The 14694-nt window shown below is 65.5% G+C and carries 13 protein-coding genes; 8 read left to right on the top strand and 5 right to left on the bottom strand.

Going from position 1 to position 14694, the window contains the following annotated elements; all coding sequences use genetic code 11:
• The first annotated feature begins 251 nt into the window (after positions 1-251).
• Together ACSBOB_RS28675 and ACSBOB_RS28670 are read left to right on the top strand one after the other, a co-directional pair.
• Entirely contained in the window at positions 252-1103 is an 852-nt protein-coding gene (locus ACSBOB_RS28675) for a carbohydrate ABC transporter permease (RefSeq protein WP_442583866.1), read from the top strand.
• A 1-nt stretch (position 1104) separates the two neighbouring features.
• Positions 1105-1992: a carbohydrate ABC transporter permease gene (locus ACSBOB_RS28670; RefSeq protein WP_442579423.1), complete on the top strand. Its 888-nt coding sequence runs from the start codon at positions 1105-1107 to the stop codon at positions 1990-1992.
• A 243-nt stretch (positions 1993-2235) separates the two neighbouring features.
• On the opposite strand, the gene ACSBOB_RS28665 is transcribed toward ACSBOB_RS28670, so the two are convergent.
• Positions 2236-3837 carry a trimethylamine methyltransferase family protein gene (locus ACSBOB_RS28665; protein ID WP_442579422.1) on the bottom strand — a complete coding sequence of 534 codons (1602 nt, stop codon included), beginning with the start codon at positions 3835-3837 and terminating at the stop codon, positions 2236-2238.
• Between the two features lie 190 nt (positions 3838-4027).
• Here ACSBOB_RS28665 and ACSBOB_RS28660 point away from each other — a divergent pair, with 190 nt between their 5' ends.
• Both ACSBOB_RS28660 and dmeF read left to right on the top strand, forming a co-directional pair.
• The gene (locus ACSBOB_RS28660) at positions 4028-4300 is read left to right on the top strand and encodes a metal/formaldehyde-sensitive transcriptional repressor (protein ID WP_442579421.1); all 273 of its coding nucleotides are present in this window, start codon (positions 4028-4030) and stop codon (positions 4298-4300) included.
• A complete protein-coding gene (dmeF, locus tag ACSBOB_RS28655; protein ID WP_442579420.1) occupies positions 4297-5286 on the top strand; it encodes a CDF family Co(II)/Ni(II) efflux transporter DmeF in 990 nt (329 codons plus the stop codon). The genes ACSBOB_RS28660 and dmeF overlap by 4 nt, the downstream gene beginning before the upstream one ends.
• A 7-nt stretch (positions 5287-5293) precedes the next feature.
• Here the strand turns inward: dmeF and pdxR are convergent, their stop codons facing one another.
• Positions 5294-6787 (bottom strand): MocR-like pyridoxine biosynthesis transcription factor PdxR, encoded by a 1494-nt coding sequence (gene pdxR / locus ACSBOB_RS28650; protein ID WP_442579419.1) that lies wholly within the window; start codon positions 6785-6787, stop codon positions 5294-5296.
• Between the two features lie 336 nt (positions 6788-7123).
• Here pdxR and pgi point away from each other — a divergent pair, with 336 nt between their 5' ends.
• The 3 genes from pgi to ACSBOB_RS28635 all read left to right on the top strand — a co-directional run bounded on the left by pgi (position 7124) and on the right by ACSBOB_RS28635 (position 10344).
• Entirely contained in the window at positions 7124-8689 is a 1566-nt protein-coding gene (pgi, locus tag ACSBOB_RS28645; protein ID WP_442583865.1) for a glucose-6-phosphate isomerase, read from the top strand.
• A 195-nt stretch (positions 8690-8884) separates the two neighbouring features.
• A complete protein-coding gene (locus tag ACSBOB_RS28640) occupies positions 8885-9592 on the top strand; it encodes an HAD family hydrolase (protein WP_442579418.1) in 708 nt (235 codons plus the stop codon).
• Positions 9593-9666: 74 nt separating this feature from the next.
• A complete protein-coding gene (locus tag ACSBOB_RS28635; protein ID WP_442579417.1) occupies positions 9667-10344 on the top strand; it encodes a class I SAM-dependent methyltransferase in 678 nt (225 codons plus the stop codon).
• A gap of 35 nt (positions 10345-10379) precedes the next feature.
• Here the strand turns inward: ACSBOB_RS28635 and ACSBOB_RS28630 are convergent, their stop codons facing one another.
• Positions 10380-11264 (bottom strand): alpha/beta hydrolase, encoded by an 885-nt coding sequence (locus ACSBOB_RS28630; protein ID WP_442579416.1) that lies wholly within the window; start codon positions 11262-11264, stop codon positions 10380-10382.
• A 74-nt stretch (positions 11265-11338) separates the two neighbouring features.
• Entirely contained in the window at positions 11339-11926 is a 588-nt protein-coding gene (locus tag ACSBOB_RS28625) for a TetR/AcrR family transcriptional regulator (protein WP_442579415.1), read from the bottom strand.
• A gap of 89 nt (positions 11927-12015) precedes the next feature.
• Between ACSBOB_RS28625 and ACSBOB_RS28620 the strand changes: the two genes are divergently transcribed.
• Complete coding sequence (locus ACSBOB_RS28620) at positions 12016-12945, top strand: SDR family oxidoreductase (RefSeq protein ID WP_442579414.1); 930 nt, start codon at positions 12016-12018, stop codon at positions 12943-12945.
• A gap of 97 nt (positions 12946-13042) precedes the next feature.
• On the opposite strand, the gene ACSBOB_RS28615 is transcribed toward ACSBOB_RS28620, so the two are convergent.
• Positions 13043-14638, bottom strand: coding sequence for a serine hydrolase (locus tag ACSBOB_RS28615; protein ID WP_442579413.1), 1596 nt, complete (start codon positions 14636-14638; stop codon positions 13043-13045).
• Between the last annotated feature and the right edge of the window lie 56 nt (positions 14639-14694).

Genomic DNA, 14694 nt, shown 5'->3' with positions numbered 1-14694 from the left:
CCAAGCCCGCGTAGGTGTGTTCCCGCCTCTCACTGTCCTGCCGGACAACTTGCCGGGGCGAGCCGTGTGTCTCGCCCGTCCTTCGGACCCCCGTGAACGGGGAGAGAGACGCTATTTTCGCCGGTTTCGCCAACCGTCACCGAACGTGCGTGAACCAGGAACCAACCATGGCCTCCGTCACCACCACCGCGCCGCAAGTCTCGACCCGTCCTCGCCTGAGCGAGAGCAAGGGGTTCCTCAGCGCGTGGTTCATGCTGCCGGCTGGGGTGCTGCTGCTGGTGTTTTTGACCTACCCGCTGGGGCTCGGCGTCTGGCTCGGCTTCACCGACACGCGTGTCGGCCGGGCCGGCATCTTCATCGGGCTGGAGAACTACGAATATCTCTGGGACGATTCCATCTTCTGGCTCTCGGTGTTCAATACGCTGCTCTACACGATATCAGCCTCGATCCTGAAATTCGTGCTCGGTCTGTGGCTGGCCCTGCTCTTGAACGAAAATCTGCCGCTGAAATCCTTTTTCCGCGCGATCGTGCTGCTGCCCTGGGTGGTGCCGACCGTACTCTCGGCCATCGCCTTCTGGTGGATCTACGATTCGCAGTTCTCGATCCTGTCCTGGGCGCTGATCGAGATGGGCATCATCGACCACCGCATCAATTTCCTCGGCGACCCGACCAATGCGCGGGCCTCGGTCATCGCCGCGAATGTCTGGCGCGGCATCCCCTTCGTGGCGATCACGCTGCTCGCCGGCCTGCAAACCATCCCGCAGTCGCTCTACGAGGCGGCGACGCTGGACGGCGCCGGGCGCTGGCAGCTCTTCCGCTACGTGACGCTGCCGCTGCTCACCCCGATCATCGCCATCACCATGACGTTCTCGGTGCTGTTCACCTTCACCGATTTCCAGCTGATCTACGTGCTGACACGCGGCGGGCCGGTAAACGCAACGCACCTGATGGCGACTTTGTCCTTCCAGCGCGGCATCTCTGGCGGGCAACTCGGCGAGGGCGCGGCAATCGCGGTTGCGATGATCCCGTTCCTGTTGGCGGCGATCCTGTTCAGCTACTTCGGATTGCAGCGGCGCAAATGGCAGCAGGGCGGGGGCGACTGACATGGCCGTGACCACAAAACCGGTCGCCGGCGACGAAGGCGGCATGGGCTACCTGCAAAGCGTGCCGCGCCGCGTCGTCACCATCTACTTGCCGCTGCTGATCTTCGTTTTCGTGCTGCTGTTTCCATTCTACTGGATGGCGATCACGGCGGTGAAGCCGAATGTCGAGATGACCAATTTCAACGACTTCAGCCCGTTCTGGGTCGTCAACCCGACGCTTGAGCACATCCGCTACCTGTTGTTCGACACATCCTATCCAGGCTGGCTGCTGAACACGGTGATCATCTCGACCGCCTCCACCTTCCTGTCGTTGCTGGCCTCGGTATTCGCTGCCTATGCGATCGAGCGGCTGCGGTTTTCCGGCTCGCGGCAGGTCGGGTTGGCGATCTTCCTCGCCTACCTCGTACCGCCGTCGATCCTGTTCATTCCGCTGTCGCTGATGGTGTTCAACCTCGGCCTCTACGACACGCCGTTCGCGCTGATCCTCACCTATCCGACTTTTTTGGTGCCCTTCTGCACTTGGCTGCTGATGGGTTACTTCCGCTCGATCCCGTTCGAACTGGAGGAATGCGCGCTGATCGACGGCGCCAGCCGCTGGCAGATTTTGACAAAAATTGTGCTGCCGCTATCGGTGCCGGGGCTGATCTCGGCCGGCATCTTTGCCTTCACGCTGTCGTGGAACGAGTTCATCTACGCGCTGACCTTTATCCAATCGTCGGAGAACAAGACCGTGCCGGTCGGCGTGCTGACGGAACTGGTGCGTTCCGACGTCTACGAGTGGGGGGCGCTGATGGCCGGCGCGCTGATCGGCTCGCTGCCGGTGGTGATCTTGTACTCGTTCTTCGTCGAGCACTATGTGTCGTCGATGACCGGCGCGGTGAAGGAGTAGGGGAGGGGCTGTTTGTCTCGACCGTCGTTGCGGCCGCTCACTGTCCTGCCGGACATCTCTACCCGCAGGCGGGGAGAGAGACCAAGCTTCGCGGCCTTAGCCAATCTTCAACCCAGGCGATTGGCTAAGCCGGGGACCGCAGTAGTCTTCTTCCCCGTCCTCACGCGGAGAAGGTGCCGGCATGCGGATGAGGCGCAGCGTCGACGGTCAAGGCAAGTGGTCCACCGCATGGGCAAGAGTGGACTACAGCCCCATGCCGCTGCGCGGCAGCTTGATCAGGTCGCCGAATTTTGCACGCAGGCGGTCGTCGAGCGCCTTTGGCACGTGGCGGGGGAAACGCTCGGCCAGCACCTTCTTCTTCTCGGCGATGGCGCGCGAAAGGATGTCGGGCTTGCCCTTCTCGTTCCATTCCTTGGGCGAAAAGCGGTCGCCGATGGCTGGATAAAAATACTCGGTCTGCATCAGGCGCAAGGTCTGCTCGTTGCCGAGATAGTGGCCGGGGCCGTTGAGGCAGACTTCGGCGATGGTGTCGAGCGACAGGGCCGCGTCAGACACCTCGATGCCGCGCACGCAGCGCTGGCAGTGGCCAAGCATGTCGTTGTCGATGATCAGGCTTTCCAGGCAGAAACCGAGCAGCGAGGCGTGCATGCCCGCGGATTCATAGACGAGGTTGAGGCCGGAAAGACCGGCCATGACGTTGGTGATGCCCTTTTCGTAGCCGGACTGGATATCGGGCAGTTTTGAGTCCGCCATGCCGGCGGCCGACCCGCCGGGCAGGTCGTAGAACTGCGCCATCTGCGCGCAGGCGGCGGTCAGCAGCGCCTGTTCGGCCGACCCGCCGGACATGGCGCCAGTGCGCAGGTCGGACACGAACGGCCAGGTGCCGAAGATGCAGGGGTGGCCGGGTTTTATGGCGTTGACATAGACGAGACCGACCAGCACTTCCGCGACCGCCTGTACCACCGCGCCGGCAATCGCGGCCGGGGCGGTGGCGCCCGCCTGGCCGGCGGAAAGCAGAAGGATAGGGATGCCGCCCTCGACGCAGGCTTCCAGCACGCCGCAAGCGTCCTCGGCGAACTTCATCGGCGGCACGACGAAGCAGTTGGAGTTCGACACGAACGGCCGCGCGCGGAAATTCTCCTCGCCGCCGGCGATGGCGTAGAGCATCTCCAGCGCCGGCTTGACGTTTTCGCGCACGGTGAAGGACGTGCCGACATGCTTGGAGGTGCCCATGACGCAGGCGTAGAGCGTGTTGAAATCCATCTCCAGCGGGTCCGGTACGTCGCGCGGCACCATCGGGCGCTGGAAGAAATGGATGTTGTCGAGGCCCTCGACGAGGCGGGCGGCGTCGTAGATGTCCTGCAGAAGCGACTCGCGGTATTCGCGTTTCTCGACGTCGACCAGATGCACGGCCGCGCCCGCCGTGCCGTAATGCACGCGGGTGCCCTGGATCACCATGTCATGTTTGGGATCCTGGCCGTGCAAGGTGAAATTGCGGGCGGCTGTCTTGATCGTATGTTCGATCAGGCCGCGCGGGAAACGCAGGCGCTTGTCTTCGCCGAGCGTCGCGCCGGCGCGCACCAGCGCGTCGACGCAACTCGGGATGGCGTTGGCGAAGCCGACGGTTTCGAGCAGCATCAGCACCGCGCCGTGGATCTTTTCCAGGTCCTGCTGGACCAATGGTTTGTACCTGCCGCCTTCGAGGCCCGGCCGGATCGGCCTGACGTCGTCGGCCAGCGGCGCGGCCCGGAGCGCGCGCCGCGCCTCGCGGCCACCGGAGCGGCGCGAACGCGCATCTGCTCCCGAATCCTGTGCGGAAGTCTGCAATTCTGCCGTGTCCGACATGATTTTTCTCTCGATTCGAGGCGCCGGCTAAGATTTTTTCAAGCCGGATTCAGGTCCTCGATTAACCCCACTGCGGGAGACTATGCAGCGCCGTCGTTTTGCGCGGATGGACCAGCCGCTACGGCCGCATGGGCCAGAAATGTACCGGGCGAATCGACATTCCGCTCAATATAGGGTAACCCCCTATCCTATGAGTCATACCGTTCGTGAAAAGCCGAAACTGCTTGCGCGCATCCGACGGCTGAAAGGCCAGATGGAGGCGGTCGAGCGCGCCCTGGAAGCCGAGGCATCCTGCGGGGAGATATTGAATCTCGTCGCCTCGGTGCGCGGAGCGATCAACGGGCTGACGGCCGAACTGATCGAGGATCACATCCGCGAGCATGTGGTCGAGGCGGCCGATGGCGTGGCGCGCTCCAGGGGAGCCGATGAACTGATCGACGTCGTGAGGACCTATCTGAAATGAGCACCGTCCACGCAGGCTGGCCGCGGGATGGCCATGAGCATGTATTCCTTGGTGGCGACCACCGGCGCAACGAGACCCGCACATGGCTGGTCATCGCGCTGACCTCGGCCATGATGGTGGCGGAGATCGTGGCGGGGACAGTCTTCGGCTCGATGGCGCTGGTGGCCGACGGCTGGCACATGGCGACCCACGCAGCCGCCATGCTGATCGCCGCCCTCGCCTATCTTTATGCACGCCGGAACGCCCACAATCCGCGCTTCACCTTCGGGACCGGCAAGATGGGCGACCTCGCCGCCTTCGCCAGCGCCATCGTGCTGGCGCTCATTGCCATGGCGATCGCCTGGGAGAGCCTGCTGAGGCTGCGGGCGCCGGTGCAGATCGATTTCAACCAGGCGCTGGCCGTGGCCACGCTTGGCTTACTGGTGAACCTCGCCAGCGCCTGGCTGTTGCGCGAGGACCATCACCATGACCACGGTCGTCATCACCATGGGGCAGGTCACCCGCATGCACATGCAGGGGACGATGATCGCCATGGTCATGATCACCATGCGACGGGCGTTCGCGACAACAATCTTCGCGCCGCCTACCTCCATGTGCTGGCGGACGCGCTGACATCGGTGCTGGCGATCGCCGCGTTGCTGGGGGCGAGGGCGTATGGCTGGCTGTGGCTCGACCCTGCCATGGGCATCGTCGGCGCGCTGGTCATCGCCCGGTGGTCATGGGGCCTGATCCGCAACGCCGGCGCCGTGCTGCTCGACTATGTGCCGTCCGGCGAGAATCTGCCGGACGAAATCCGCCTGGCGGTGGAAACCCGCACCGACCGCATCACCGATCTGCACGTCTGGCAGCTCGGACCCGGTCATCATGGCGCGATCATCGCGCTGGCCTCCGCCGAGCCGAGGCCGCCGTCCTTCTACCGCGAGAAGCTGTCGCGCATCCACGAACTGTCGCACGTGACCATCGAGGTCGAGCCGGCCGCGGCTTGATCTCGTATCAGGCCGCCGCCGGCCTCCGCCCCGCGGCGGTGGCGAGTTCGCGGATGCCGGGCTCGATGTGCTGAAGCGCGATCGAGGAGATACCGAGCCGCATGAAGCGCGTCGGCTTCGGTGTCTGGTCGAAGAAGCGGTCGCCGGGCTCGATGATGACGCTGCGCGCCGACGCGGCTTCGGCGAGACCACGCGAATCGATGCCGCGCGGGCCTTCCAGCCACAGCGACGTGCCGCCGGCCGAGTCCGTCGAGCGCCATTCCGGCAGGAAGGCGGAGATCGCGTGCGACAGGCGCTTGCGGCGCTCTTCGAAGGCGGTGGAGAGGCGGCGCACCAGCGCCTCGTGGTGGCCGAGCGACAGGAACAGCGCCACGGCGCGCTGGTTGTTGGCCGGCGGATGGCGCAGCATGAAGCGGCGCAGCGCGCGCAGCTCCGCCACCAGCGGGGCAGGGGCGACAATGTAGCCCATGCGCAGGCCGGGTGCGAGCGTCTTCGACATCGAGCCGACATAGATAACCCGGCCGGAGCGATCGAGGCTCTTCAGCGCCTGCTGCGGGGCCTCGTCGATGAGCTGGCTGTCATAGCCGTCCTCGATGACGATCTGGTCGTTGCGGCTGGCGCGGGCCAGCAGGTCCTGCCGCCGCTCGGCGCTCATCGGCACCATGGTCGGGCAATGGTGGCTGGGGGTGACGAAGACGAAGTTGGCGTCGTCGGGTATCGACGAGGTGACGATGCCCGAGCGGTCGACCGGCGTGGCATGGATGTCGGCGCCGGCCAGACGGAAGATCGAGCGGGCGTCGGGATAGCCGGGATCCTCCATCGCCACCTTGGTGCCCTTGGCCATCAGCAGCGTCGACAGCATGTAGAGCGCGTTCTGCGCGCCAAGCGTCACGATGATCTCGTCGGGATTGGCGAAGATGCCGCGCCGCGGCAGAAGCCGCGCCTGGATCTGCTCGATCAGCAGCGGGTCGTCGCGGTCGACCATGTCGGCGGCCCAGTTGCGGATCTCCAGAACGGCCAGCGCCATGCGGTTGCATTCGCGCCATTCGGCGGTTGGGAACAGCGCCGGGTCGAACTGGCCGTATACGAACGGATAGGACGACTTGATCCAGTTCTCGTGCTTGGCGGGGCGCGGCATCTCGCTCGGCGCGAACTGGCGCAGCGCCTTCCAGTCCACTTCGCTGGTGGTGTCCGGCTGCTTCAGGTGGGGCTTGGCCGGGGTGGCGAGCACTTCGGGGTTGACGAAATGGCCGCGCCGCTCGCGGGCGACGAGGAAACCCTGGTCGACCAGTTGCTGGAAGGCGAGCACCACCGTGCCGCGCGCCACGCCGAGTTTTTCAGCGAGGATGCGGCAGGACGGCAGCGGCATCGAGGCTGCGATCTGGCGGTCGAGAATGGCGGCGACGATCGCCTGGCGGATCTGTGCCTGCAGCGTCTGGCCGGACTCGGCCGAGATGCGGAACAGGCCGGACCATATGGCCGCGTCGTTTCTCTGGGGCATCGGACGTTCCTCGAAACTGGAATCGATTTCATCGATCTTTCTGGACCAGAGAATGCTATTCCTGGTCCAATGGGTTGCGCCAATCAAAAATTCTGATCTCTAGGATTTGTGCCAGTGATGCTTGGACGCCGGGCCAGCGATGCGGGATGTCGCGTCCCGTGATGCTAATCGATTGAATTGTTCGCGCAAAACTGTCCCCTCGCAGTGCAAGGCGTGCTAGGTCTGGTAAAATTTCCTCCCCACCCCGTGAGCAACCGGAGCACCGCCGTGACCAGCACCGCCGTCAAGACCGCGCTCGACGCGCTGAAAGCCCACCGCACGACTTCACCCGCCGATATGCGAAAGGCCTTCGCGGACGACCCGCAGCGTTTCGAAAAATTCTCGCTGACCGATGGCGACCTTTTGCTGGACTGGTCGAAATGCGCGGTCGACACCGACACGATGCGGCTGTTGGCCGAGCTCGCCGAGGCGGCGAAGGTCGAGGAACGGCGCGCCGCGATGTTCGCTGGCGACAAGATCAACATCACCGAGAACCGCGCCGTGCTCCACACGGCGCTGCGCAACCCGCCCGGCGCGTCCGTCGTGGTCGACGGCGAGGACATCATGCCCGAGGTGCATGCGGTGCTCGATGCCATGCAGCGTTTTTCTGACGCGGTGCGCAGCGGGACGGCAACCGGCGCGACGGGGAAGAAGATAACCGACGTGGTCAATATCGGCATCGGCGGCTCGGACCTCGGCCCGGTGATGGCGACGCTGGCGCTGACGCCTTATCACGACGGGCCACGCTCGCATTTCGTCTCGAACATCGACGGCGCGCATATGCACGACACGCTGAAGGTTCTTTCGCCGGAAACGACGCTGTTCATCATCGCCTCGAAAACCTTCACCACGGTGGAGACGATGACCAATGCCGAGACGGCGCGCAAATGGATGGCGGCGTCCCTCGGCGAGGCGGCGACGGCGAAACATTTTTGCGCCGTGTCGACGGCGCTGGAGAAGGTGGCCGCGTTCGGCATCGCGCCGGACCGCGTGTTCGGCTTCTGGGACTGGGTCGGCGGCCGCTATTCGCTGTGGGGCGCGATTGGCCTGCCGATCATGATCGCGGTGGGCGCGGAGAATTTCCGCGCGTTTCTCACCGGCGCGCACGAGATGGACGAGCATTTCCGAAGCGCCCCGCTGCTTCAGAACATTCCGGCGGTGATGGGGCTGGTCGGCTATTGGCATCGCGTCGTCTGCGGCTACCCTGCGCGCGCCGTCATTCCCTACGACCAGCATTTGTCACGGCTGCCGGCCTATCTGCAGCAGCTCGACATGGAATCCAACGGCAAGGGCGTCACGCTGGATGGCGCCAAGGCCACGACCCCGACCGGCCCGCTGGTCTGGGGCGAGCCCGGCACCAACGGCCAGCACGCCTTTTTCCAGCTGCTGCACCAGGGCACGGATTTCATTCCGGTCGAATTTCTGGCGGCTGCCGAGGGGCACGAGCCGGAACTGAAGCACCATCATAATCTGCTGCTGGCCAATGTGCTGGCGCAGTCGGAAGCGCTGATGAAGGGCCGCACACTGGAGGAGGCCACGGCGCAGATGCTGGGCAAGGGGATGAAGGCGGACGAGGTGGAAAAGATCGCGCCACATCGCGTCTTCACCGGCAACCGGCCGTCGCTGACGATCCTCTACAAGGTCCTCGACCCGCGCACGCTGGGGCAGCTGATCGCGCTCTACGAGCATCGTGTATTCGTCGAGGGCACGCTGTTCGACATCAACTCCTTCGACCAGTGGGGTGTGGAATTGGGCAAGGAACTGGCGACGGCGCTGCTGCCTGTCGTGGAGGGAAAGAAGGATGCCGCCGGCGACGCCTCGACGGCGGGGCTTGTGGCGCATATCAGGAAGTTGAGGGGGTAGGGCGGCAAACGCGGACTATGCCTTCTCCCTGTTCTTCACGGGGAGAAGGTGCCCGAAGGGCGGATGAGGGGCGGCGCTGCCTTGTCAAGGTCCGCGCCGCCCCTCACCTGCCAGCCGGCATCCTCTCTCCGTATAGAGACGGGGAGAGGGACGACTGCCGCGACGCTTTCGCCAATCGGGAAAGGTAAGCCAATCTTGCACGACATAAAGGGAATCCTGTTCGACAAGGACGGGACGTTGGTGGACTTCCAGGCGACATGGTTCGCCATTGGCGACAGGCTGGCGATGCAGGCTGCGGGCGGCGACCGGGAGAAGGCGGACGCGCTGATGACCGTCGCCGGCTACGATTTCGAGCGCCACTGCTTCAAGGCGGACTCCGTGTTTGCCGCCGGCACAAATGCCGACATCGTGGCGCTGTGGTATCCGCAGGTGCCGCCGGCCGAGCGCGCGGTGATGACGGTCGGCTTCGACCGGTTTACGGCAGAGGAGGGGGCGGCGCAGTCGGTGCCGCTGCCCGGCAGCCGCGAAGCGATCGCGGACCTTCATGCGGCGGGCTTCCGGCTGGGCGTGGCGACGAACGATTCCACCGGCGGCGCGGAAAAGACTTTGCTGGCGCTGGGGGTCGCACAAATGTTCGACGCGGCTTACGGATATGATGGCGTCGCCAATCCCAAGCCGGCGCCGGACGCTATCCATGCCTTCTGTGACCTGACCGGGCTGAAGCCGTCGCAGGTGGCCATGGTCGGCGACAACCGCCACGATCTCGAAATGGCGCGCGCCGGCGGCGCCGGGTTGGCTGTCGCGGTGCTGTCGGGCACGGGGACACGGGAAACGCTGGCGCCGATGGCCGACGTCGTGCTGGGGTCGATCGCGGAATTACCGGGATTCCTGGCGGCGAGATAGGCTGCGGTTCGCGGACGTTGCCCATGGGTGCGAACCGTCGGCCGGGCATCGGCGCAAACGAGCGGAGACGAGGCTTGCCGGTCCGAACGCCTGCTGATCCGGCCGCCTTCATCCGCACGCAACTGCAGCTCGTGCCTGTTCCGTCGATGCCGGAGATCCGACTCTACACGGCGACGCCGGCGAGCGGACTTTGGCGGCTGTCGGCGAAAGGCGGGCGGGGAGAGCCGCCCTATTGGGCATATCAATGGGCAGGCGGGTTGGCATTGGTGCACTATCTGCGTGAGCATCCCGAGACGGTTGCCGGCCTGCGCGTGCTCGACCTTGGTGCGGGATCGGGACTGGTCGGCATCGCGGCGGCGAAGGCTGGCGCGGCGCATGTGATCGCCGCCGAGGCCGACACCAACGCCCATGCCGCGATCAGGCTCAACGCGTCCGAGAACCGCGTTGCTGTGCAATTGTTCGAGGGAAACATGCTGGCGGGGCCGCCACCCGCCGTGGACATCGTGCTGGCGGGGGATGTGTTTTATGACCGGGACGTGGCCGCGCGCATGCTTGCCGTCCTCGACCGATGCCTCGGAGCAGGGATCGCCGTCCTCGTCGGCGACCCGGGCAGGGCCCACCTGCCTCGTGTGCGCTTGCGTCTCCTCGCCGACTATGCGGTGGCGGATGTCGGCGACGGTGCCGCGCGTAATGCATCCGGGGTCTACGCGCTCGAATCGTCCGCGAACCGGTGGAACGCGCCTACCGTATGACGTGCTTCACGTCATGGCGACTTGCAATCGGTGGATCATTCGCCCAGCGCCTCGGCGATAAAGCGGCCGGCCGACTGCGTGGCCTGACGCCCGGCGGTGAGGTTTGCCTGCCACAGGTGCCAGGCGTGGATCATGTGCGGCCAGACTTCGAGCCTTGTCGGCACGTCGGCCGTGCCGAGCTTTCCGGCGATGCGGGCGGCGTCGTCCAGCAACGTCTCGGCCGACCCAACCTGGACAAGAACCGGCGGCAGGCCGGAAAGGTCGGCATGCAGCGGCGACACGAGCGGATCGCGCGGGTCGTGGCCGGCAAGGTAATTGGTGGCGAGCTGCTCGAGATAGTCGCGATGGATGAGCGGATCGATGGCGGCCTTGCTGTCCATTGTGGCGCCGGTCATCTCCAGATCGACCCAGGGCGAGACCAGCCACGCCGTGGCCGGCAGCGGTTTCCCGGCGTCGCGCAGGCGCTGCATCAGCGCCAGCGACAGGCCGCCGCCGGCGCTGTCGCCGCCGATGGCGATGCGGTTCGGGGCAAAGCCTTGCGCGAGCAAGAATTCGAAGGCGGCGGTGGCGTCGTCCAGCGCCGCCGGGAAAGGATTTTCAGGCGCCAGCCTGTAGCCCAGCGCCAGCGTGCGCACCCTGGCTGCGCGGCCTGCCTCGCCCACCATGCCGCGATGGCTTTTGATGGAGCCGGAGCAGTAGCCGCCGCCATGGAAATAGAGCAGGATTTTTGTCGCGTCGCTGCCGGGCGCGAGCGACCATTCGGCGGCGCATCCACCGACAGTCGCCGGCTCGAAGCGTATGTCCGGCGCGACGCCGTAAACGGATGCAACCGCGTCCAGCCGCTGCCGCCGCTCGGCAAGACTCGCCGGTCGGGGCTGCGAGGTGAGCAGTGTCCTTATCGCGTCGATTTCCTCGGCCATGCTTTTTCTCCCCCGGTAAATGTATCGCGGCGAAAATCATAAGGCGGCGGGAAGAGGAAGGCGAGGCGTCGGTTCTAATGAGATTGTTCCGCGGCCGCAGTTGGCTTGACTAGCGCCGCCACGAAGCCTCGCAGACTGCCCGCGACGAAATCCTGTACCGGCTGCTCCGGTCCAAATCCCCACCATAGCAAGGATCCCTGCCAGTGCGAGGCCAACAGCAGGCCTATGCCCTCTGGCACGCCGGGCGTTGCCGTGAAACAGGCGTCGAGCGCCTTGCACAGCGCGATCTTCCAGGCGGCGCCGCGCGCTCGCAATATCGGATCGCGAAAATCCTCGCGCAGCACCATCAGCCCCTCGGCATAGGATTCGATGCCGCCATAGCTGCCGGACAGCGCGACCAGAATGGCGATGGCGCCTTCCGGCGTCTGCGGCATCCCGGTGGAGAGCCGCGCGGTCTTTTCGTCAAGCGCGTCCCAGGCGTGCAGCAGGGCGGCCTGCTTCAGCCGGTCCTTGCCGCCGAAGCGCTGCACCAGCGTCGCGCCGGAAAGACCAGTGGCCTTGGCGAGTGCCGCGAATGTGAGTGTTTCCGGTCCGTCGCGGTGGATGATCTCCAGGGCGGCGTCGAGCACGCGGTCATCTGGCAATACCTTCTTGCGTGGCATCTTGACTCCAATTTATAAACGAATGATCATTTATAAATAATTTAGACGCCGATAGCCAGAGTGCCGGCGATCGGAAACGGGAGAAAACGATGGCGAGCGAGAACAAAAAGCGACTGCAAGGCAAGGTCGCGCTTGTGGCCGGCGCGACGCGCGGCGCCGGGCGCGGCATCGCGGTGGAACTCGGGGCGGCAGGAGCGACCGTCTATGTGACGGGCCGGACGACGCGCGGCCAGGTTTCCGAATATGGGCGGACGCTGGAGACCATCGAGGAGACGGCGGAACTGGTCACGGCGGCGGGTGGCGAGGGCATCGCGGTGCGGGTGGATCATCTCGTCGCCGACGAGGTCGAGGCGCTGGTAGCGCGCATCCGCGCCGAACAGGGCCGGCTGGATATCCTGGTCAACGACGTGTGGGGCGGCGAACTTCTGTTCGAATGGAACAAGCCGGTGTGGGATCACCATCTCGAAAACGGCCTGCGGCTGCTACGGCTGGGCGTCGACACGCATTTGATCACCGCGCATTTCGCCCTGCCGTTGATGATCGAGCGGCCGGGCGGGCTGCTGGTCGAGGTGACCGACGGCACGGCGGAGTACAACGCCGATCACTACCGGCTGTCGCCCTTCTACGATCTGGCGAAAACCTCGGTGAACCGCATGGCCTGGGCGCATGCGAAAGATCTGGCGCCGCATGGAGCGACGGCGGTGTCGCTGACGCCCGGCTGGCTGCGGTCGGAAATGATGCTGGAGCACTATGGGGTGGGCGAGGAAAACTGGCGCGATGGGATGAAGATCGAGCCGCATTTCATCATTTCCGAAACGCCGCGTTTCGTCGGTCGCGCTGTTGCCGCGCTCGCCGCCGATTCCGATCGGGCCCGCTGGAGCGGCCGGTCGCTGTCCAGCGGCGGATTGGCGCAGGTCTATGGCTTCACCGATCTCGACGGCTCGCGGCCAGACGCCTGGCGCTACGTCGTCGAAGTCCAGGACGCCGGAAAACCGGCTGACGCGACCGGGTATCGATAGGCACGCTTTCGACCGAAGGGCACTTGCTCCATCGGTTTTGCCGGATGCGAGGCGCCGCCCGGCGTGTCGCGCGGCGATGCCTCCGACCTGGACCGGCTCATTTCCGCCAGCTTCCGAGGCCGTTGGCGTCCAGATAGTTGACCGTGAAGCCATTGGCGACGCCGTCCTGCGTGGAGAAGCGCACGGAAGACAGCGAGCCTTCGGGGGCGTTCTCGCCGGAAGGCGCCATGGTGAAGGTATCGCCGTCCCACATCGACAGCGGGAAGCGGCTTGCCTGCGGGCCGAGCGTCAGGGTCAGCCGGTCGCCGTCGACCGTGATCTCGGCGGCGCCGAAATAGGGGTTTTGGTATTGCCCGGCATAACTCGAAAGCGGTTCGGCAGGTTGCGGATCGGCCGGCGGCTTCTGGCCGGCGAGGTCGCCCTCGGGATCGTAGAAGCCCTGCATCATGCCGTTGAAGGCGGCGTACCAGTCGCGCGTCGGCGCGCCATATTGCACCGTGTCCATGAACTCGGCCGCGATGGCCTCCGCGGCGCCGACCGGCGAGCCGTTGGTGAGCACGACGATGCCGACATCGGCTGAGGGAAGGATCTGGAAATAGGTGCCGGCGCCGAGCAGGAACGCGCCGGAATGGCCCATCGCGGTACGGCCGTTGGGATTGACGCCGACATTGAAACCGTAGCCATAGAAGCCCGAACGCGCGTCGGCTGCGTGTGCGGGGGAACTGAAGGATTGCGCGGTGATCGCCGGTTGCAAATCCTTCGCCGCGATGTTCGGCTGGCGCGGATAATGGCCGACATTGAGCAACAGTTTTAGCCATTCGGCGAGGTCGAGCACGTTGGACGACACGCCGCCGGCCGGCGCCTGGGCATCCGGGTTACGGTCGTAGAGTGGCTGGAAGCGGCCATCATGGAGGATATGCAGCACAGCCCGGTTCGGCCGCGCCAGGTAATCGGCGTGGCGCGAACTGGTCGAGGTCATGCCGAGCGGCTGGTACAGGACATTCTGGGCAAGATCCTCCCAGGCCTGACCGGATGCCGCCGCCACCGCCTCCGCGGCGATCGTCGTGCCGAAATTGGCGTAGTGGTAGGAGGTGCGGAAGGCGTCCAGCGGCACCTGCGAGAGGCGGGCGATGATCTGGTTCCGATCGAAGCCGAGATCTTCGAGTTCGTCGCCGGCGGCCTTGGGGAGCCCGCTGCGATGCGCGAAGAAGTCACCGATCGTGGCGTGTTGGGTCACATAGGGGTCGCTCAGCGTGAAGCCGGGCAGGCGGCTGGAGATCGTGTCGTCCCAGGAGACGACGCCGCTGCTGACCTGGATGGCGGCGACGGTGGCCGAGATCGACTTCGACACGGAGGCGACCTGGAAGACGGTGGTCGGATCGACCGTCGCCGGATCGCCGATCTTGCGCACGCCGAAGCCCTGCGAAAACACCGTCTCGCCGCCATGCACGACGGCCACCGCCACGCCCGGCACCATGCTGCGCTGCATGATGTCGGAGACATAGCCCGGAAGCGCGGCGAGGCCCATCGCCAGGCCGTTGTTGGCCAGCGGCATGACATCCTCGGGCGGCGTCGGGCCGAGCTGGACGGGGAGGGATTGGGCGAGGGCGGGCGTGGCGGCGAGCGAGAACGAGAGCAGGGCGGCGGGCAGGCGCAAGGCCTTGTGCAAGAGCGGCGTGGTATCGATCGTCATTGCTGTCCCCCAATCAGTCGCCGCGGAGCGGCACGGTCGGCTGAACTTGCCGGCGA

Origin of the sequence: Mesorhizobium sp. KACC 23794 (assembly GCF_052180275.1) — a bacterium.
In the GTDB taxonomy this organism is placed as follows: domain Bacteria; phylum Pseudomonadota; class Alphaproteobacteria; order Rhizobiales; family Rhizobiaceae; genus Kumtagia.
Note: the sequence above shows the minus strand (reverse complement) of the source record. Positions and strands in the feature narration are given on the sequence as shown.